Genomic DNA, 18,134 nt, shown 5'->3' with positions numbered 1-18,134 from the left:
ACAAATTCCAACTCCGCGCCAAAGCTATTGGCTATGCTAAAAAGTCGAGCCAGAATCGTATCTGTGCCCGACCATTCTAATTGCATAGACTGTGATGATACTTCGTTAAGACCTAACGTTAAACTGTGCTCTGGGTCCACATAATCAAGATACTGCTTAAATGTCCACTTCGGCGCTTTAAAGGCTTTTCGTTTTTCTTTGTTCGTTTCAAGCGATAAAGAATAAGCGGTCAGACTGCATTCGTATCCATTTTTCTTAAAACTATTGATTGTAAGCCAGTAGTCATTACCGCCATACTTAAACGCTAATCGGCAACCTGGATAGATGGTGTCAATATCTTTCCCATAAAATTTTAGGGTTAAGAAATTACAAGTTCCTTTTAGAAATCTCTGTAAGGTTGTCTCGTGAAATTTGATGCCTGCTTTATTGTCTAAAAAGCAAATATTCATGCTATCGGTTGAGTCGCGTATTGCTATACGAATATGATCCATTAAATATAAGCCTCCTTAATTTCTGCTGTGGCCATTTCAATCTCACTAAATGACGAAACATACAATTGGATAGTTGTTTCTCCTGGTGGTGCGTAAAAATAATTCGTGCCGATTACTTCATCATCATGGCTGATTAGATTGTTAACATATAGGTTGCCCTTCTCACCGTCAACATACATATCAGCACCACTCGGAAATCTGTTTGGTACATCAACCCAATAAGGAACATTTAATTTAGTAAAGGACAGGTCACTCAAATAATGATGTGTCACTAACTGATTCGTGGTATTTCTTCCAGCCATCTGGCCAACGAAAAATTGTAATTTTGTTGCTTTTTTATTGGTTAATCTGCTATCAGCAAAAGTAAAATGACTACCATACCAATAATAAGTAACCTTATCTCCTGCTTTTTTCAAGTCAAACATGTTCCTATTTTGCTCACGTCCTTCCCCACCATAAGGATTTTGGCTAACCCAAACGCTTGGTGTGAAATTAATCGTCTTTTTGACTAATGAACCACCATTATCGCCAATTAAAAAGCTACACAAAGCCGTATTCCCAACTCTATCGTATTTTTCCAACACCATGCCAGCTATTAGATGATTATTTTCGTCAATCACCGTTAAAGCCCAAGCACCTGTTTGGCCCATTAAACCAGTTTCAAACCACGCACGCGCCCAAATGTACCAATCAGTTGCTTGTTCCGGTAAGGTTATTTCTTTAATATCGCCAAAATAACTAGCATTTGCTGTATTTGAATATCCACTAGGTAATTTGCCTAGCCAACCACCAAACGAACTCCAAACGCTCATGTCGGTTACTGTTTTCTTCGATTGGTTTTCGTAAAATACCGTGCCTTTGGTCCAGTTAGCAAAATCGCCGCCTTTATTGTTTAATAATTTGACACTCTTTTTCGCCTCAGTCATATCCTGCTCATTAGGATTGCCAAACTGAATAATGCCATGTTCGCTAACAATTCCAAGATAACCTGATTCTTTCTTAAGTTTTACACGGTAATTGATAGGTACTGACTCACTTCCATCATTGACAATAGTAGTTTCATAACAGCCCTTAGCAGAATTAAAATTAAACTGAAAAGCTTTGATATCTTTTGCATGAGCCAAGCCATCAGGTATCAACCATGTAATTGTACCTTTGCCGTTCATCTTATATTCTTCAAAATCTAGTGTTCCAGACGGTATAGCATAAAATACACGATTTGGTATATGGCTAAACTCCAATGGTTTTGGCTCGCTAACGTTTAATAGAGTCTGTAAATGATCATACTCAGCAGCACTCTCATATTTCACATAAAAAGGCATCTCAATTTTTTTACTACCTTTTCGTGTATAATTAAATTCTTCACCATTAAGCGTTTGATATTCCAATGTTGATACCTTGAAATCTGCACCATCAAAAGCGGTAAATCCTTTGAGTACCACTATATATTTAGTTAAATCAACACCGTTAAAAGTCACTCTCAGCACGCTACCACCCCAATCCATATACAGCATTTAATATTGCTTGTCGTTTATTTTGTTCATCGGTCACTGGTTCAGCAACCATCTGACCAATCTTTTTACCATCCATTTTATTTTCGATAATTACTGGACGATTAGCCATTTTAACCAATAAATCCATTAAATACGATTCTTTATTGACTTGTTGACTATTATCGTATAAGCCTTTTGACGATACAGCTAACTGTACATCGCCAACTGCACTCAATTCTGCATTCAAATCAGGATTAAATATATTAGCCAGTGTATCAGCCATGCCTAAAACATTTGATTGCACATTTTTAAATTGTGTGCTTAACCCTTCATTCAGACCTTTCATAATTGCGTTACCTGCAGGAATTAAGATTTTACGGTCATAACTAATAGGGCCCTTATGTTCCTTAATCCAACTTGCTATTCCACCGACAAATCCTTTTACTTTATTAAAACCTGCTTGCAATCCGCCTAAAAATCCATTCATGATTGCGCTACCTGCACCAACTAAGCTAATATTTTTTAAACTATTAAAAGTATTTTTTACACCGTTTATAACGCCTCTAATCGTACCTGATATAGCTGATACAACACTTCCAAAACTTCTAAAAGCATTACCAGCAGCAGACATCGCGCTACTAATGACTGACGATACTGTTCTGATAACATCGCCAATCGCCATCCAAACAATCGATATGATATTTTTGACTACCTGAGCAGCATTTCCAGCACCTGAGAATGCTAACTTAATATATTCGATAATAGTACTGATTACACTTGCTGCAGTCGAGATTGCTGTTTGAATATTGGTCCAAGCTGATTTGATAAAAGCGCTTAATCCTTGACTAGCAACGCCTAAATTACCAAATAATCCAATTACCGTACCTACCCATTGAGCAATCGTGTTCAAAATTGGCGATAATGCACTAAATGCATTTACGACAATTGTAATAATTGGTGTTAAAAATTCGATTGCAATTTTTACCGCATCAAAAGCCATCGATATACCCGTTAATGCGCCTTTAATCACTCCGCCTAAAAACGAACCTAAAATTTGAAAGGCAGGCATCAATGCTCCACTAATTACAGAAATAAGTGGTTGTGCTGCATTCCACATTGATACAAATGAATTGACCACACTATCAATTGCTGGACCGACAATAGACATCATTGTACTAAATCCAGTTTGAATAGCCGGAATAATTGAAGAAATCAATATCTGAATACCACTGAAATCTAATCGACTAAAGCCGTTGACTAGTGTATTAATGACCGGTGTAACAGAACTTACTACTGAATTAAATAGGCTTGGCAGCTGCCCAAAAGCTGTTTTAAGCCCATTAATTATTGGCTGAATAGCAGTTATAATTCCTGAAAATTTAGAAGTTAACCCCGAAAAATCAATATCTACACCTATATCAGAAAATACCGATTGTAATCCTGCGGTCATTTGAGGGATTGCTGCAGAAATGAACGTGGTGATTGCAGTTGGTAATCCTTTCAAAATGTTACCAATCATCGGAATGAAGTTGCCAAATAGGAAAGTAGCAGTCGTATCAGCCAAGGCGTTTAAAGACGGAACAATATCTTGACCTAACGATAATTTACCCAAAACATCGCTAAACGCTGCCTTCATTGATGCTAGCGAACCACTTAAAGTAGTTGCTGCTTCTTTGGCTGTCGTCCCGGTAATACCCAAGCTTTCTTGCACTGCATGGATGGCTTTGACCGTATCTGCAAAATCCCCAACCGTGTAATGTTCACCAGTCAGTTTTTCAGCATCAGCCATCAAACGTTCCATTTCAGATTTCGTTCCACCATAACCTAGCTTCAAATTATCAAGCATAGCGTAATTTCCACGCGCTAATGATTGGTATGTCTGCGTAATGGATTCCATATCGGTACCCATCTTATTCGCATTGTCGGACATATCGACCATAGCAGTATTAGCTAACTCAGCCGCTTTAGCTGTATCGCCACCAAGCGAAGAAATTAATGAAGCCGAAAAAGAAGTGACATTTTCCATGTACTTATTAGCCGATACTCCAGCAGTGCGATAAGCTTGATTGGCGTAGTTTTTAACTGTATCAGCGCTACTCTTAAATAGCGTCTCAATACCACCTAAGGATTGTTCCAGAGCAGCACCTTCAGAAATTGATTTAGCAAACATTGAACCAATACCAGCAGCCGCAATAGCAGCTGTAACTGCGGTAATCATTGATTTACCTAAACTAATTCCTGCACTAGCACCAGCCGATTTTGATTCAGGCTCTATTTGCTTCTGAATCATGCCACTAATACCTTTAGCTGATGGCATAATTTGGACATACGCTTGACCTAATTCAGTCGCCATTCACCACACCCCCTCTTAAAATTCTTGCTTTTTCTGTTTCAAAATCCTTGCCAGACTCAAATGATACTTCTTCGTGTTCGATTTGCGACTTAGTTAGTTGATCAACAATAGATACAGGTTGATTTTTTCCGCGTTGTCCATCTTTCGTATTTTGCCAAAGCATGATACTCAATCTGTCAGCTACTCCGGCCAATAACAACGTGTCTAAAGGTAATTTAGAATCACTAATTTTCATCATGATTCTTGAATCCGACCTTAAACCACAAACAAAAACAGCCACCTTTGATACAGGTAGCTGTCTATAATCGTAGATATTGTATGTTTCAGCTAAATCACAAATAATCGCATCTTCGTCTACTTTGAGCATTTTGGCAAGGAGTATTATTTTTTTAACTGAGCCTGACTTTGAAAAATTTCCGTAACTTCTGCAGTCATTTTTTCTGCATTGACACGACCATTTTCATCACGAACATGATTTTTTAACGCTGTAGTCTGTTCATCGCCTAAAATTCGTTTGACGACTTTAGGGAAGAGTAAAGGATTTTCTTCTACGTCGCCTAATAGTTCGATTGTTTCATAGTCATTTAATACTGCCTCATCAATTTCAAATTTGAATCCTGACTTTGTTTTTCCTTTAATCATCTAATTTAACCTCCAACCCTAGCACCTACTCAGGTTTCTTAATGTATTCATAGTGCGTATTGCCATCAGTATCAGGTAATGCTTGGATAGTAATCTCATATCCTACTGGGTCACCGTCTGTATAGCTGATTTCGCCAATTTCGGATACTTTAGCTACTGGTAATACTGTACGTTTCAACACACCACCTTTAAGGATTACCTCAACCACTAAACAATGTTCTGGTAATTCCTTAGAGTTAGCCTTGATAGTAATTCCAGTTTCAAGAGTACCGCTAACGTTATCAGCTCCGTATACTTCTTTTAAAACTTCAACATTTAACGACTCAATTAAAGTGTATCCGAACGTATCTTCTTTTTCTGTTTGGGTAGTTAATACCGTATCCCCACCCCAAGCTTTCACATTTTCAGAAGATGGACTATTTTTGTTCGTCAAACCATCTTCTGAAATATATCCTAAAGCTTTAAATGCTACGTTTAATGCTGTTGTTGCGTCTGTAGGTAGTGTAGTTCCAAGTGGAGCTGAATATACCGCCCCACCGACTTTAGGTTTAGCTGCAGTTACATTTTTAACATCTGCCATTTATATGTCCTCCTAATAATAATTAATGTCGAATACCGCTTGATATCGGTATTCTTTTGTTTCTGTATCTGTAAAGTTATAATCACTATTCAATTCAATACCACTAATTTCAGGTAGTTCAATCATCCGTTCAACAACTTCTTTTACTTTTTCGTTTAGCATTGCTGCATCGTACATTGACTTTGCATAACTTTGAAATGCAATAGTCGCTGATTTTAAATGATTGCTTTTGCCACTACTTGTTTTCTCAAACAACACAAATTTTGCCGGCATTGTACTTTTTCGCTCTAAAAAAGACGGTACATCTAAATGACTGTCTAAATACTGCTTAATAATCAGTTCAATCACTTAACGCACCGCCTTTAATAGCGTATTATTCTTTTTATTATCTCTTTTAGCTTTAGCTGTTGCAGCACTGACCATCGCGTTAGCTCGATTGCTACCAACATATATATCTTGTTCGTAACCATTACCACATCGATTTCTGATATTAGATGCGTAGTTAGTTAAAACAGATTGCATCTCAGTCGACTTCATCAGTTCGCGCACACCGCTTCGATTTAGTTTGAATTTAAAGCTACTCATAGCGTTCCACCATCACTTTCTTGTTCCAATCAAGCGGAATTAGATGCTCAATCCCTTGTGTCACAAAGCCAAAAGTTCGCCATGTTTGACCAAAAAATCTGACTTCCTTGTCTTCCCAGTCATGATCATCGCCCTTTGGAATAGCTAAGGTATAAACAGCTTTCTTACCTGTCAAATTGAGTTGATTGACCATATCATCAGATGTTGATGGACTAACTAACACATTATCTATTGGTATTTCGAAATCACGATAGATAGGTGTACCAAATGGATCTAAACCGTCACTAATCTTATCAACCAAAATGACCGTAATACCTTTAATCATAGTCATATAGTTCCATCACCCCATACCTTTGACGACGTAATCCCAGTCTAGCCAACTCACTATTTTTGATAAATAAGCCTCCACCAGGAACAAGAAAAGAACCTTGAACTGAGTATCCCAAAGCACTTTCCGTAACTTGAGTCATTGGTTCCTGGTCCGTAGAAGTCATTAATGTACGTGCTACTACATCGACGGTTACCGACTTAACTACATTAGCATAAGAAACACTGTCAGCAGTTAACGAATCTAAATCTTTGCCAACTTTTCGCGCTTCAATTCTTAGCGAATCAGACACGACTGTTAGCAATGATTCTGCCCGTCCTATTTCCCCTGGTTTCAATGGTCTCCATAACTTTGCTAAGTCATCAACGGTTGCAAAATCTTCCATCTTACCACCACCTAAAATTGAGATAAGATATCAATCAAATCTTGTTTTTTAGATTTTGTAGGATAAGTTACACCCATTTCATCTAGTCGCGCTTTTAATTCTGCTACAGTCAATTCATCAAGGTTTTCATCTGCATCAACTACTTCTTCTGCTACATCAGGTTCTTTTTCAATTTCTGATGGTTCTGTTTTAGTATTATCAACTACTCCATCATCTACTACCCAATCGCCACTCAAGACGCTATCAGTTACGATGATAGCGCCCGTTTTGATATCTTTATATCTCATAGTAAATCACCTCTAGTCAGTTGCTTTGACACGAGCAAATGCTTCGGTATCTAAAATGCCCCATCCGATAAATGCTTCAGCACGTAAACAGATTTCGTTATATGCTTTCAAGTCACGACCAGCATCGTCTGGATCACCGTATTCGATAATTTCCAACGGAATATTTTCGGCATAACCCCACTTAAACATATTTTGAAAATCACCAACAATTGCATGATCAGTCTCGGCAGTTCCACCAGTTACAGTTAAGTTCTTATTAATGTCAGAAGCCATTCCGTAGAAAGAATTTGGATTTTGTCCAAAACGAAACTCTGGATACAACGGATTTTTATTTGTATCTTTAATTTTAGCCAAAGCTTGACCACCAACAGGAGATAGCGCGATACCTGTAACCTCTCCACCTTTAGCAGTTACTTGTTGCACTGCTGCTTCAATATTATCGTCAAAAGTAGCTTCAGCATAAGTTACTACGTTAGCTGTAATTTGTCCGTCAAATGAGTTTGTTGCTCTAAAGCTTGCATCCGACATGGATTTAGGCTCTAAACCATGCAAAGCAGCAATATCAAACGCTTCAGCAATTTTCTTAGCAAAACCATCACTAAATGATTTTAAATATTGGATTTGCTTTTCTTCAGAAGCATACTTAAATTCATCAGTGATACGTGCTTGATAGACAAATTTAATAGGTTTAATCACTTTAGAAGTCAAAGTAGCTTTGCCTGCACCTTTTTGTGCGCCTTCACCGACAATTTGAGCATTGCCTTCTAAATTAAAAATAAACTGTTCTGTTCCGTTAAAAGGAATTGGTGTTTGCGCTGATAATTTCGCTAACACTGATTTCCCTTGCACTTTAGAAATTAATTCTTTTACTAATTCTGGTTTAAATAATGTTCCTGCTTTTAATGAGTTGTCTGCCATAATATTTTCTCTCCTTTAATCTTTGCTTAAATTTTGTAACATCGAACGATAAGCAGCATTTTCACCGACAATACCTGGTTCTTCTACACTTTTTAATGGTGCAGTCGGTTCTTTTGGTGTTAAAAATCCTGCTAAACGTTCTGCATCTGCCTTCAATTCATCTTCATTAGTTCCAGTCAAACGGTTCGCTAATTCAAATGGCAATCCTTGTTGTAAGGCAATTTTCGTTCTTAATTGAGCTTGTTCATAGCTCGTTACCTTTGATTGCAGATCTGCGATTGATTGCTCACTTGTACTTGCTTTCTGTGTAGCTTCTTCTAATGCTGACTTAAATCCAGCAGCTTCTTTTTGTAAATCCTCATATTGAGTCTTAAGTTGGTCATATCCTTGCAATTGTTCTTCATATTGCTGTTTTTGACGCGCCAAACGTCCTTCGATGATATTATCCAACTCTTCTTGTGTTTCGATTGCTTTAAATGACATTCCAAACATCCTTTCTCCTGCTTACCCGGCAGTTCGGTAATTTTTTGTATTAAAAAAGCACCTCAATTGAGATGCCTAATACCTGATTTTTTGTTTTTTCTTCGGCTTGGTTGTATAACAAGCCCAATATGCCAATAATGCACTATCCATTAAACTAATATCCATATCGTCAAACTGCGACCTGTAGCCGAATCCACCATTCGAGCCAATATTTCGTTTCTCACAGTTGGTAGCCACTTTAGTCAACGACGGCTGATTATTATGACACAATTCTTTTTGGTAAATCGCTTGACTCCATAATGAGTTGGCCACGATGATTTCTTTAACTGTTGGCATAATCGGTTTTTTAAGACCAAAATCCTTGAATTCATCAGCTAAAATCTTTTGACCGTTTGCTCCATCTACAACCACCTTAGCCACATCGGCATTTTTGATAAAATTAATCATCCATTGATTACCATTTCTAATCGATTGACAATCTAATGTCTCGATAAAAATGCGATTATCATCCGTTCGTACGGCTACACTCATCGCTACGTTGGTATTGTCATTTCCGTATTTGATACCAACAAATAACGGCCCATTAAATGTTGGTAATTCATTAACTTTTAAAGTATCCCATTCGCCTTTAGTGATAGCCGACTTCTGATTATACTTTGGCCAGTATCCCAAACGTTGAATATTGTGGTCCAGTTTATCATCGCCCAATTCGGCTTCAATCTTTCTCTCGGACAAATGGTAACCAAGTGAAGGATTGGAATTATACCAGGCATCCACATCATGAATATCCTTTTGACTGTCCACCGACCACTCAGCCCAACCAGAATATTTCGCTCCACCGGATAGCACTGTATCACGATAACTTGTAAATACCGTACCACTTGATACAGGAGTTGGTGGCGTTCCACACATAATAGTTTGTGGATTATCTGAGTCGGTAACTGTGTATTTAAGAGCTGATTCTTGTTCAGTGGTATATTCTTGTGCTTCGTCAATAATCAACAGGTCAAAGCCTTCACCAAGACCGCCACTAGAAGTACGTGTTCTGAACTGGATAACTCCACCAGATTCGTAAAGTTCAATACGTTCCTGCCCTTTAGCTTTGATGGAGTTAAAATGTGTACCGTCTACATAACCTGACTTTTCCAGGTATTTCTTGACTTTCTCAAACGATGAATGAGAAGTACTAATTCTGTGAGCGGTATGTAAGACATTTAATCCTTTTTCTAAAGCCCATATTTCCTTGATATAGATTACCTCTGTCTTACCGTTTCGACGCGGTATAGCGTAGCCAAATTTTTGATGTACCCACAAGCCATCTTCATCAATAGCCATAATTGCATCCAGCATATTTTTCTGCCAATCATAGCATTTTAAACCGGTACGCTCATAGTACTTAACAGCTTCGTCTTTTAAAGTTTTCTGATATGGTATTATTACCGATTGAGTAGGAGTTTGATTGCCAATACGTTTATTGGTCATTTCATCGCCCCTTTCAATCTAGTTTAGATGAGTCCTAAATCTTCCAATTCTTCCAACTCATCCCATTCATTTTCATCCATCTCGACCACCACCTTTATTTAACCCATATTTAACGCATTGCAAGAGAATAATGATTGATATCCCTATGACAAATGCTGTTATTGGTAGCATGATTAAAATAAATAAAAAAATCCATAACCACACATTCTAGTCCTCCTTATTTTAAGTATAAAAATAGCACTCAACCAACTTAACTTTGATTGAATGCTACTTTTTTTGCTGTTCTTCTGTAAGCAATTGTCTTTTATACTTTTCTATCTTCTTCCTTCGTTCTTTTTGAATTCTTATTTCTTCTTTAGTGTAAGGTCCATGCCACGATTCAGAATCTATTCGTTCTTGATATATTTTTTCGGTTTCTTCCATGGTTAACATATTATTCACCTCAATACATAAATATATAAATCATCTGTTTTCTTAAGTAATTCAAGTTTAGCTTTTGTATTTATCATATATTCTCTTTGTTTTTTAAAATCTTTATGAGCCACCATTTCAACATAGCCACCATTAGACCCCTTAGGAACAATAATTGCTACATTTGCTTTTTTTCCCAATGTGGCATTAGCAACTACTGAAGTACTTATAAATTTTTTTGACTCTCCCTCTAAATATTCTGGGGACTTATCATTTCTATATACGATTATATCATTATCTAGTTTGAATTTCATCAATCCACTTTCAATATTCGCTATATTTCTAATAAGTATTTCCTCTTCCACTGAATTTTTTGGTGTATACCTACCTTCTAAATATTCATTTATCTTAAAATATAATTTTTTCCCATCATCATCAGTCCCATTGTATGTGTATTTCTTAATAGAGCTCTCTTGTTCTTCGCTCACTTCAATTTCCCATTTTTTTGAAATATCACGCATTTTATTTACAACTTTATTTGTGGCAACTGGATTATACCCTAGTCTTTCAGCTTCTTCCCTAGCTAACATTTCAAGAAGTTTATTTCTATTGTTACTCTTTTTCTTCGCCTCGTTAGAAATACGCTTTAAATCTTCAGAACGTGCTTTTATTATTCTTTTTGAATGAATATTTTGCTTGTTCTTACTTTTTTCTCCATCAGGAAAAAACTCAACAGTACATCTACAATTATCATGTCTACTAAATACACTTTTGTCTTCCAAATTACGATACTCGTAGATTTTATCTAAATCTTTACACCATTTGCAAGCATTCTTTTCAGCTTTTCTTTTTAATTTTGGAGACATACCAGATTCTATATGAAAATCAGCATTTATTTCAATTGTATCATCTACAATACTCTGACTAAAGTTAACGATAGGCTCCTTTAAAACAAATTTAACTAGTTCAAAATCGTCCTTGCTAACCAATTTGTTAACCAAACTATCAATTCTATCTTGATTAATTGGCGGCTTTTTTACAGTTATGCCAATTTTTTTATTTTTATTCAATTGAGACAGTACTTCCATGGAATAATCAGTAATTAGCTTGTGATTATGCTGAAGTGTAGTATTTAAGACACGATCAGCGATATTAAAATACATCTTGCCATCAGGTAGTATTTCTGCAGTAATATTCTTGTTTAACACTTTCGCTAATAACTCTCCTGTCTCTACTGCATAAGCATTCACATTCCGATAATTTGCCTGACCTTCTTCTAAAATTTGCAATAATTGCTGAACTAACTCACTGTTTTCTTTTTCCTTATCGAAATCATTTTGAATGTTTCTTAGCAATTCGGGTACAATATCTTTATCCATTATCTTTACCACCTAATCCTGTGTAATCTCGAATCACTGCTTCGTCAATAAGACCAGGAATTGCTTGGTTTAGTTTAATTGCTGCATCGCCAATCAAACCTAAAGCAGATGCATCAGCTTCGAACAAAGGCTCCCATTTAGGAACGGCATCCATGAATCTTGTCCGAGTGTATGTGAACTCATCACGCAAACAAACTGCAACATAAGCTACGTTGAGCAGCCCTGAGCCTAAACTTCTTTGAGCTTTCTTACCAGCTAAACGCAACCCCTCATGGCTAGCTTTAATTGCTTCTACTGATGACGGATTGTCTGACACAAACCCCAAATCATCCAAGGTTAATCCCATTTCCCCAGCAAAACCAGCCGCAGCAGTTCTTAGCTGCTCAGTAAAAGGTGACATATTCGATGTACTAAATTGTCCTAAAGTTGGATTACCACCTTCATCATCTTTCGTGAATTGCAACATTGACGATACAGTAGCTTTCCATGTATCCATCGGTTCTGCGTCCTGGCTCAATCCAACTACATATTTTTGTGGAAATGAATAGAATTCCGCAGTAATATCTGCACGCTCCATTGTTCGTTTAGCGTATCTTTGATAATACATCGCAGACCTTGTGATTCGAGACCGACCAAACGGACGAACTGCATCGGGACGATGTATGATTGGCACTAGTAAAGGTATACCTGCTTTATTTTCGATGCTATAAGTCTTACCGTCTTTTGGATAAAACCAGGTACGTTCTTTTAGAAAATACGCTTCTAAAATTGGCATATCGTTATCGTCTCTTTGAAGGACAGCATATCCCTCTGTTAGTAATCCAGTAATTGGATCAATAACCCCAGTAGCGTTACTTGCCTCAATGATTTGTAACCTAGGCATACCGTCATCGCCAGCAGAAATATAAACAAAACAGCACGATGCAATCAAAGCCGATAACACCGCGCTGTCAAAAAAGATATCTGGATTGTTAGCATGGAAAATCTCATTCACTTCAAAATCGTCATTCGCAAATTCTCGGAACACCAAACGGTCAGCCAAAGCATCTACTCCTTTCGCACACCATCCCATAACTGCCTTGTATCTCTGTCTAATTTCAGGCGGAATAGTGATACCTACTTCATAATCACTATGCTTCATCGCATATTGTTTATAACGCAACTGAACCCTAGAACGCTTTGAAATCAGCTTTCTTTTTAAATAATCTATACCTTTATATGGCATTTTCCTTACTCCTTTCATCTCGCGCGAGAAAAAATGTGCAGTGACGGCGTGAAGCACTCGGAACCAGTAGGGGGGGAGGTATGGGGGGCGTGTCATAGAAAAAGCATTGAATTCAATAAAGATTCAACACTTTTTTTGAAAATTATTAAATTTTATCTCCCTTTAAAGTGTTACATTTCATGCAAGCTAACTTAACGTTATCCCATGAATGCATTCCGCCTTTCGATAAAGGAACTACATGTTCAATAGTTGGATACTTTTCTCCGACTATTGTATGTCCTTCATGCGTCACCACCTTATCATTCCAGTCGCATTGTTGTCCGCACAGATAGCACATACCATCATATTTCTTGTAAAGTTTAGTAAGATTAATATCCTTATCAATCAAATTTTTCTTGTTTATTCTACCTTTGTATATCATCCTTGATACCCTTCTGTTCCTCTTGCGACTACACTCGGCGGAGCATGTTAAAACATTAGGGGATGGATTATAAAACAGATTACCACACTCTACGCAATTCCTTGTTAACTTTTTTATTCTTTCTTCTTCTTTGATTTTAATAATAGTTTGTATCGAATTTTTAAACCTTTTGACTGTTCTTTCTTTTTCTAATCTCTTTTGCCTTATTTCCTTTTGTTTTCTTCTTTCTTCGTTGCGTTCCTCTATTGATTTATAACCATAAACAGTCCTGCTCCACCAAGTATCTCTACATTTATCACTGCAAAACTTTGCAATGTGTGCATTTCTTGTGGGAACGCTGAAATCTTTACCACACCACTCACAAATCTTATTTGCATCCTTGTTCCAATCAGGGTGGTCTTTTCTCCATCTATCTCTATTTCTTATTCTCCTAGCTTCATCAGAACAAGCTTGCGAACAATACTTTTTCTTTCTTCCAGAAAACAACTTGCCACATATTTTGCATTCATATACATCCATATTATCATCACCTTTACCATACTTATATTGTACTATATTGTATTTGATAATGCAATAGTAATATGGTATAGTAATGTACATAAAAGGCGGTGATTAAATGGCTAAAAAAAGAATTACATTTACGTTCGATGAAGAAACAATAGCGCTATTAAAAAAAATATCTGACGAAACAATGATTCCGCAGGCTAGGATAGTTGAACGAGCAATACTTGAATATATCGCTAAAATGAAGACGGATAAATAAGTCCGTCTTTTATTTTTGCCTGTATGACATCCAATCTATGCTTTGAGGCAAATTTCGATTGCCTATTATGTTAGTGCTCTTGATTTCTTTTTTTACTTCTTTAACGTTGAACAGTTTGTCAGACTTGGCTCGATTACACTGCCAATGTGCAAGCTGTAAGTTGTTAATGTCTGACGGATGCCCACCTTTATTAATTGGAATGATGTGATCAATAACCGGACTCAATGGATGTGGTGGCTTTATTTTTTTATCCACGGGTTGTCCACATATCCCACAAGTATTCTCTGTCATTAATATTCGTTTACGATTCTTTTCGAATGCTGTTCTATGTTTTCCTACTCTATCCGCTCTCGTGCTTACCACCCCGGTATATTATTACAGTTGTAGTAGGATTCGAACCTACCACCGTTCGCTTAGAAGGCGAATGCTCTATCCAACTGAGCTATACAACTAAATGGGCCACGGTATATACTGTGGCCACAATAAGGAAAAGTTTAAATGACACTACTACCCGTGCATAGTAGGCAATATATACACGATACACGGTCGCTTGCCAACCCTGTTTCCGCAGAGCTGGACTTTAGCGTATTTCAAAAACTAGACTAGATAAGGAACCTTCCTTCAATCTGTTTTCGAATGTTTGTCTAAATCAGAAGCTGCTCACGTGAAAGATTAACGAAGGAAGATTTCCTCCCTTCAAGTTTTATTTGTGTGAATAGCAAGCCTGCCTCTCATTTTTGACAATACCAATTTAACACGTTTTGATTTGTGTTAACTTTGGCATTTTATATTAAAACATTAGCAAAATGCCTGATTTTATTAGCAAATCACCAATATTTCAACCGGTACTAAATACAATTAATTCAAGAGCATATGCAAAATATGCGATAGCTTCATTACTTTCAGTACTCACAAGATATTCGCTGATATGATTTCTTTCAGCGACCATAAAAATCGAATATCCATAAACAAAACGATCCATAAATATCTTTTTCCTACGCATTGCAATGTCAGGCTTAAAAGGGTGTTGTATGGCTGAGTAGCCTTTAATAAACAATTTATGAAGATGTAAAAATTCTTCCATTGCTTCTTCTTTGCCTATTAATATGTTCTCTGCTTCAAAACTATTATTAGCTGTAGATGGAGGAACAAGCGAATAAGAAGCTGTCAATTTTGGCTCTCTTGGTTGACCAACACGCTCTCTAGCTGACAGATATGCTGTTAGAAAAACTCCGACATTTGCTTTTGTTTTTACTAAGTCAACATCATTAAGATCAGGTGTACTATATTTTTTAACGTCAAATAACATTGGCTAAATTCCTCCACTATGCTAAAATTGTATTGGTAATTATTTAACTAGTCGGAGGAATCCGGCTTTTGTTTTATAATTCGTAATCCTGCACTATTTTATCTCCACTAGATATGCTCTGATATAGATATAACCGTGTTCTGTTTCTAAACTGCCAATCGCTGAATCTAATGTATAATATTTTTTTAACATCTTAATTTCTTCTTTAATTATTTCATCTTCGTCCTCGCTTGCAAAAAGCATTATTTTCACTTTAGATTTATCAAAATTTAATTCATGCTTCTCCGTGCGTTCTATCGTAAACATCACGATATTTGCAATCAGTAACACAGCAGTCAATACGATTAAAATGATTGTTAGTGTGTTCATGGTCAAAACTCCTTTACCATTTCGTATGTTTTTTCAAAAATATCAGGCTTACACGGATAGCATTCGCCTGCCACGCCACAAATGATATAATCATCCATGCTAACAGTCATACAACCTTCTAACGTATCAATCATAAATTCTGTTTTTCCATTATTACCCGTGCACTCTACTGAATATCTAGCTCCGTTATTTTCTAAAAATTGCACACATTCGCCTAGCGTATAAGGTGTATATTGAACAACTTCCACTTCTACTGGTATTTTTCGATAAGTTTTTACACTCATAATCAAATCTCTGTGGAATGATTTCAATCGCCTGTTTGGCCGGTGGTGTTTCCTTACTAACTGCGAAAATATACGGCGTGAACTCCTTGCCAAACTTCATTTCAAGCAACCTTTTATAAACAGCCATCTGCAACACATAGCCGTATTCTTCGACAAAAGATACATAGCAACGGTACTTATTTGACCAAAAGCGACTGTTGATTGCCTTAGTCGTTTTTAGATCCACAAAATACCCCTTTTCAATGTTCAAACAATCAATTCGGCCTTTAAATTCTGCACCGAACAAATTACCAGTAACCACATGCTCTTTCTCGCCTTGATAGACGAAGTTGAAAAAGTCGTCATTTTCAAGCGTGGCAATCATTTCTTCAGCTATTTTAAATGCACTTAAAAGTCCGTATGGTTTACGGCTAGAAAATAAATATTCGTTATTTTCTTCTTTAAATTTTCCGTGCGCTTCTGGGCTTTCAAAATAACTATGAACGTAATTTCCGACTAATAAAGCTGTGTTATCTCCGCTAGGAACATATTCACCTTTTAACTTGGCTAAGGCAGCCGCTTCACATCTATCAAAATCTTTAAATTGGCTAACTGACAAATACTGCCAGTCAGCCTCGTTGCTATAATAGTTCTGTTTGTTCAACTTCATGCGCTTCATCTTCCTTCAACGCTTCATTCACAACATCATCTATAGTTGGCTCTGTAGATTTAGACTCTTTCTTGGCAGCAAACTCTTTTTCAAGCTCATTTTTATCTTCTTTTTCTGCTTTTTCGTGATTTGGTCGTTCAAACCAATCTTCTACCTTGCTCATGCCATCTTTTAATGAGCGATAGATGCCACCTAAATCAATTAGATTGCGTTCGGTAAATGCACTTGTCTTATAACCAAATCTTGCTTCAATCATGTCTTGAGTCACATCATAATTTTCCTTGAACAGCTTAAATGCTTCTTTTAATCTATCCGCCAAAGGTCTATCGTTTTGATTAGTAAGCGTCTTTTCGCATTCCAAAACAGCGTTGTCTATGATGTCGCCTGGTATGATGGCCAAGATACATGATCTAAGCCGTCTTGCACCATTGTTAGCGACTAATTCATAAATGTCTCTGGAATCAGTCAGATAGTTAACACCTTTCTTCGTGTGGCGCTCATGCTTAACAGTGAAGATTTTTTCTTGCCTTACGTTCGTCTCTAAATCCCACGCATAAGCCATTACTTCGGACTCACCGTTTTCTTGTTTTAATTCTTTGATACCGAAGCTAATATTTCCCCAGTTCTGTGCCACAACTTCAGCTAATCTAATGGATGGGCCGCTTACCATCTGTTTACCTCTTGGATATCTATAGATAGCTGACTCTGCCAGTGATTTGCGTTTACATGCATCCAAAATGCGCGCTTCAGCTTGCATTGTGTTTCTCGGAAATTGCTTAGCCATAAAGATTTGACCTTTCACTTCCTCCATTTCTCGGCTAGCTTGTGCCATCATACCTCCGCTAAAATTACCTGCCTGCATTTGATTGTTTTGAAATTGTGTTGTTAAATCGTTCATTTCCATGCTCTCCCTTCTTCAAATTGAAGTATTTCCATTATTTCTTTATCTCGACCTTGCTTTTTGAAAATATTGATATAGTCCATGATTTTAGCTTTTAAATAAATCTTTATGCCATCCCCTGAAAATGCCTCTAACACATCAATCAGTTCATCCTTTTTGTATTCGTCTAATTGAAAGTCAATCAATTCATCTAACTCACTAGGAAACGCCATATAGCCGTAATCTGTGACAATTACTTTATTACCGTTGTATATTGGCGCTTCAGAAATAACTGAAACGTCTACTGGTTCATTTTTAGGCTCGGTAGCTGTTGATGTAGGTTCTTTTGTATACCAGGCATCAAACACTTGTCCTTCTTCGTAACTAAACATTCCAAAATTGCCCCTTTCGTGCTAT

25 protein-coding genes and 1 tRNA gene are annotated in these 18,134 nt (G+C 37.0%); 1 reads left to right on the top strand and 25 read right to left on the bottom strand.

Annotation, left to right across the window (positions count from 1 at the left end; translation table 11 throughout):
- Positions 1-490: 490 nt before the first annotated feature.
- The 17 genes from I567_RS06280 to I567_RS06205 all read right to left on the bottom strand — a co-directional run bounded on the left by I567_RS06280 (position 491) and on the right by I567_RS06205 (position 13,982).
- Entirely contained in the window at positions 491-1,978 is a 1,488-nt protein-coding gene (locus I567_RS06280; RefSeq protein WP_018345269.1) for a distal tail protein Dit, read from the bottom strand.
- Between the two features lies 1 nt (position 1,979).
- Positions 1,980-4,337: a phage tail protein gene (locus I567_RS06275; protein WP_016251412.1), complete on the bottom strand. Its 2,358-nt coding sequence runs from the start codon at positions 4,335-4,337 to the stop codon at positions 1,980-1,982.
- Positions 4,327-4,704: a DUF5361 domain-containing protein gene (locus I567_RS06270; protein WP_016251411.1), complete on the bottom strand. Its 378-nt coding sequence runs from the start codon at positions 4,702-4,704 to the stop codon at positions 4,327-4,329. Before I567_RS06270 ends, I567_RS06275 begins: the two co-directional genes overlap by 11 nt.
- Positions 4,705-4,718: 14 nt before the next feature.
- Positions 4,719-4,979, bottom strand: coding sequence for a hypothetical protein (locus I567_RS06265; protein WP_016251410.1), 261 nt, complete (start codon positions 4,977-4,979; stop codon positions 4,719-4,721).
- 25 nt (positions 4,980-5,004) lie between these two features.
- Complete coding sequence (locus I567_RS06260) at positions 5,005-5,559, bottom strand: phage tail tube protein (RefSeq protein WP_016251409.1); 555 nt, start codon at positions 5,557-5,559, stop codon at positions 5,005-5,007.
- A gap of 12 nt (positions 5,560-5,571) precedes the next feature.
- A complete protein-coding gene (locus I567_RS06255) occupies positions 5,572-5,907 on the bottom strand; it encodes a hypothetical protein (RefSeq protein WP_016251408.1) in 336 nt (111 codons plus the stop codon).
- Positions 5,908-6,144, bottom strand: a complete 237-nt coding sequence (locus I567_RS06250; protein WP_016251407.1) for a hypothetical protein — start codon at positions 6,142-6,144, stop codon at positions 5,908-5,910.
- The gene (locus tag I567_RS06245) at positions 6,137-6,475 is read right to left on the bottom strand and encodes a hypothetical protein (protein WP_016251406.1); all 339 of its coding nucleotides are present in this window, start codon (positions 6,473-6,475) and stop codon (positions 6,137-6,139) included. Before I567_RS06245 ends, I567_RS06250 begins: the two co-directional genes overlap by 8 nt.
- Entirely contained in the window at positions 6,462-6,857 is a 396-nt protein-coding gene (locus I567_RS06240) for a phage Gp19/Gp15/Gp42 family protein (RefSeq protein ID WP_016251405.1), read from the bottom strand. Before I567_RS06240 ends, I567_RS06245 begins: the two co-directional genes overlap by 14 nt.
- 11 nt (positions 6,858-6,868) lie before the next feature.
- Positions 6,869-7,144 (bottom strand): HeH/LEM domain-containing protein, encoded by a 276-nt coding sequence (locus I567_RS06235; protein ID WP_016251404.1) that lies wholly within the window; start codon positions 7,142-7,144, stop codon positions 6,869-6,871.
- 12 nt (positions 7,145-7,156) lie between these two features.
- Positions 7,157-8,062, bottom strand: coding sequence for a phage major capsid protein (locus I567_RS06230; protein WP_016251403.1), 906 nt, complete (start codon positions 8,060-8,062; stop codon positions 7,157-7,159).
- A gap of 15 nt (positions 8,063-8,077) precedes the next feature.
- On the bottom strand, positions 8,078-8,554 hold the full coding sequence (locus I567_RS06225) for a capsid assembly scaffolding protein Gp46 family protein (RefSeq protein WP_016251402.1): 477 nt from the start codon (positions 8,552-8,554) through the stop codon (positions 8,078-8,080).
- A 66-nt stretch (positions 8,555-8,620) separates the two neighbouring features.
- Positions 8,621-10,027 carry a DEAD/DEAH box helicase family protein gene (locus tag I567_RS06220; protein WP_016251401.1) on the bottom strand — a complete coding sequence of 469 codons (1,407 nt, stop codon included), beginning with the start codon at positions 10,025-10,027 and terminating at the stop codon, positions 8,621-8,623.
- Positions 10,028-10,294: 267 nt separating this feature from the next.
- Complete coding sequence (locus I567_RS12765; protein ID WP_016251400.1) at positions 10,295-10,459, bottom strand: hypothetical protein; 165 nt, start codon at positions 10,457-10,459, stop codon at positions 10,295-10,297.
- A 5-nt stretch (positions 10,460-10,464) separates the two neighbouring features.
- The gene (locus tag I567_RS06215) at positions 10,465-11,817 is read right to left on the bottom strand and encodes an ADP-ribosyltransferase (RefSeq protein ID WP_016251399.1); all 1,353 of its coding nucleotides are present in this window, start codon (positions 11,815-11,817) and stop codon (positions 10,465-10,467) included.
- Positions 11,810-13,042 (bottom strand): phage portal protein, encoded by a 1,233-nt coding sequence (locus tag I567_RS06210; RefSeq protein ID WP_016251398.1) that lies wholly within the window; start codon positions 13,040-13,042, stop codon positions 11,810-11,812. Before I567_RS06210 ends, I567_RS06215 begins: the two co-directional genes overlap by 8 nt.
- A gap of 145 nt (positions 13,043-13,187) precedes the next feature.
- Positions 13,188-13,982 (bottom strand): HNH endonuclease, encoded by a 795-nt coding sequence (locus I567_RS06205; protein WP_016251397.1) that lies wholly within the window; start codon positions 13,980-13,982, stop codon positions 13,188-13,190.
- Between the two features lie 97 nt (positions 13,983-14,079).
- On the opposite strand from I567_RS06205, the gene I567_RS12410 reads away from it, so the two are divergent.
- Positions 14,080-14,226 (top strand): ribbon-helix-helix domain-containing protein, encoded by a 147-nt coding sequence (locus I567_RS12410; protein ID WP_016251396.1) that lies wholly within the window; start codon positions 14,080-14,082, stop codon positions 14,224-14,226.
- Positions 14,227-14,235: 9 nt separating this feature from the next.
- Here the strand turns inward: I567_RS12410 and I567_RS06200 are convergent, their stop codons facing one another.
- The 8 genes from I567_RS06200 to I567_RS06165 form a co-directional block, all read right to left on the bottom strand.
- Positions 14,236-14,589, bottom strand: coding sequence for an HNH endonuclease (locus I567_RS06200; protein WP_018345272.1), 354 nt, complete (start codon positions 14,587-14,589; stop codon positions 14,236-14,238).
- Positions 14,590-14,604: 15 nt separating this feature from the next.
- A tRNA-Arg gene (locus I567_RS06195) sits at positions 14,605-14,678 on the bottom strand.
- 386 nt (positions 14,679-15,064) lie between these two features.
- A complete protein-coding gene (locus I567_RS06190; protein WP_016251395.1) occupies positions 15,065-15,535 on the bottom strand; it encodes an ArpU family phage packaging/lysis transcriptional regulator in 471 nt (156 codons plus the stop codon).
- A 93-nt stretch (positions 15,536-15,628) separates the two neighbouring features.
- On the bottom strand, positions 15,629-15,904 hold the full coding sequence (locus I567_RS06185; RefSeq protein ID WP_016251394.1) for a hypothetical protein: 276 nt from the start codon (positions 15,902-15,904) through the stop codon (positions 15,629-15,631).
- Between the two features lie 2 nt (positions 15,905-15,906).
- Positions 15,907-16,038 carry a hypothetical protein gene (locus tag I567_RS13035; RefSeq protein WP_256998671.1) on the bottom strand — a complete coding sequence of 44 codons (132 nt, stop codon included), beginning with the start codon at positions 16,036-16,038 and terminating at the stop codon, positions 15,907-15,909.
- Between the two features lie 52 nt (positions 16,039-16,090).
- Positions 16,091-16,837, bottom strand: a complete 747-nt coding sequence (locus tag I567_RS06175; protein WP_016251392.1) for a PD-(D/E)XK nuclease-like domain-containing protein — start codon at positions 16,835-16,837, stop codon at positions 16,091-16,093.
- Positions 16,809-17,735: a hypothetical protein gene (locus I567_RS06170; RefSeq protein ID WP_016251391.1), complete on the bottom strand. Its 927-nt coding sequence runs from the start codon at positions 17,733-17,735 to the stop codon at positions 16,809-16,811. The genes I567_RS06175 and I567_RS06170 overlap by 29 nt, the downstream gene beginning before the upstream one ends.
- Entirely contained in the window at positions 17,732-18,109 is a 378-nt protein-coding gene (locus tag I567_RS06165) for a hypothetical protein (RefSeq protein WP_016251390.1), read from the bottom strand. The genes I567_RS06170 and I567_RS06165 overlap by 4 nt, the downstream gene beginning before the upstream one ends.
- Between the last annotated feature and the right edge of the window lie 25 nt (positions 18,110-18,134).

Origin of the sequence: Enterococcus cecorum DSM 20682 = ATCC 43198 (genome assembly GCF_000407565.1) — a bacterium.
GTDB lineage: Bacteria > Bacillota > Bacilli > Lactobacillales > Enterococcaceae > Enterococcus_E > Enterococcus_E cecorum.
This window is presented reverse-complemented; position numbering and strand designations above follow the sequence as displayed.

Excerpts from the sequence above, each read along its gene's own strand:
- I567_RS06190 (WP_016251395.1), bottom strand. The coding sequence starts at position 15,535 with ATGTTATTTGACGTTAAAAAATATAGTACACCTGATCTTAATGATGTT.
- I567_RS06240 (WP_016251405.1), bottom strand. The coding sequence starts at position 6,857 with ATGGAAGATTTTGCAACCGTTGATGACTTAGCAAAGTTATGGAGACCA.
- I567_RS06210 (WP_016251398.1), bottom strand. The coding sequence starts at position 13,042 with ATGCCATATAAAGGTATAGATTATTTAAAAAGAAAGCTGATTTCAAAG.
- I567_RS12765 (WP_016251400.1), bottom strand. The coding sequence starts at position 10,459 with ATGTTAACCATGGAAGAAACCGAAAAAATATATCAAGAACGAATAGAT.
- I567_RS06235 (WP_016251404.1), bottom strand. The coding sequence starts at position 7,144 with ATGAGATATAAAGATATCAAAACGGGCGCTATCATCGTAACTGATAGC.
- I567_RS06230 (WP_016251403.1), bottom strand. The coding sequence starts at position 8,062 with ATGGCAGACAACTCATTAAAAGCAGGAACATTATTTAAACCAGAATTA.
- I567_RS06175 (WP_016251392.1), bottom strand. The coding sequence starts at position 16,837 with ATGAAGTTGAACAAACAGAACTATTATAGCAACGAGGCTGACTGGCAG.
- I567_RS06270 (WP_016251411.1), bottom strand. The coding sequence starts at position 4,704 with ATGCTCAAAGTAGACGAAGATGCGATTATTTGTGATTTAGCTGAAACA.
- I567_RS06205 (WP_016251397.1), bottom strand. The coding sequence starts at position 13,982 with ATGGATGTATATGAATGCAAAATATGTGGCAAGTTGTTTTCTGGAAGA.
- I567_RS12410 (WP_016251396.1), top strand. The coding sequence starts at position 14,080 with ATGGCTAAAAAAAGAATTACATTTACGTTCGATGAAGAAACAATAGCG.
- I567_RS06220 (WP_016251401.1), bottom strand. The coding sequence starts at position 10,027 with ATGACCAATAAACGTATTGGCAATCAAACTCCTACTCAATCGGTAATA.
- I567_RS06185 (WP_016251394.1), bottom strand. The coding sequence starts at position 15,904 with ATGAACACACTAACAATCATTTTAATCGTATTGACTGCTGTGTTACTG.
- I567_RS13035 (WP_256998671.1), bottom strand. The coding sequence starts at position 16,038 with ATGATTGATACGTTAGAAGGTTGTATGACTGTTAGCATGGATGATTAT.
- I567_RS06245 (WP_016251406.1), bottom strand. The coding sequence starts at position 6,475 with ATGACTATGATTAAAGGTATTACGGTCATTTTGGTTGATAAGATTAGT.
- I567_RS06275 (WP_016251412.1), bottom strand. The coding sequence starts at position 4,337 with ATGGCGACTGAATTAGGTCAAGCGTATGTCCAAATTATGCCATCAGCT.
- I567_RS06260 (WP_016251409.1), bottom strand. The coding sequence starts at position 5,559 with ATGGCAGATGTTAAAAATGTAACTGCAGCTAAACCTAAAGTCGGTGGG.
- I567_RS06250 (WP_016251407.1), bottom strand. The coding sequence starts at position 6,144 with ATGAGTAGCTTTAAATTCAAACTAAATCGAAGCGGTGTGCGCGAACTG.
- I567_RS06215 (WP_016251399.1), bottom strand. The coding sequence starts at position 11,817 with ATGGATAAAGATATTGTACCCGAATTGCTAAGAAACATTCAAAATGAT.
- I567_RS06225 (WP_016251402.1), bottom strand. The coding sequence starts at position 8,554 with ATGTTTGGAATGTCATTTAAAGCAATCGAAACACAAGAAGAGTTGGAT.
- I567_RS06265 (WP_016251410.1), bottom strand. The coding sequence starts at position 4,979 with ATGATTAAAGGAAAAACAAAGTCAGGATTCAAATTTGAAATTGATGAG.
- I567_RS06170 (WP_016251391.1), bottom strand. The coding sequence starts at position 17,735 with ATGAACGATTTAACAACACAATTTCAAAACAATCAAATGCAGGCAGGT.
- I567_RS06165 (WP_016251390.1), bottom strand. The coding sequence starts at position 18,109 with ATGTTTAGTTACGAAGAAGGACAAGTGTTTGATGCCTGGTATACAAAA.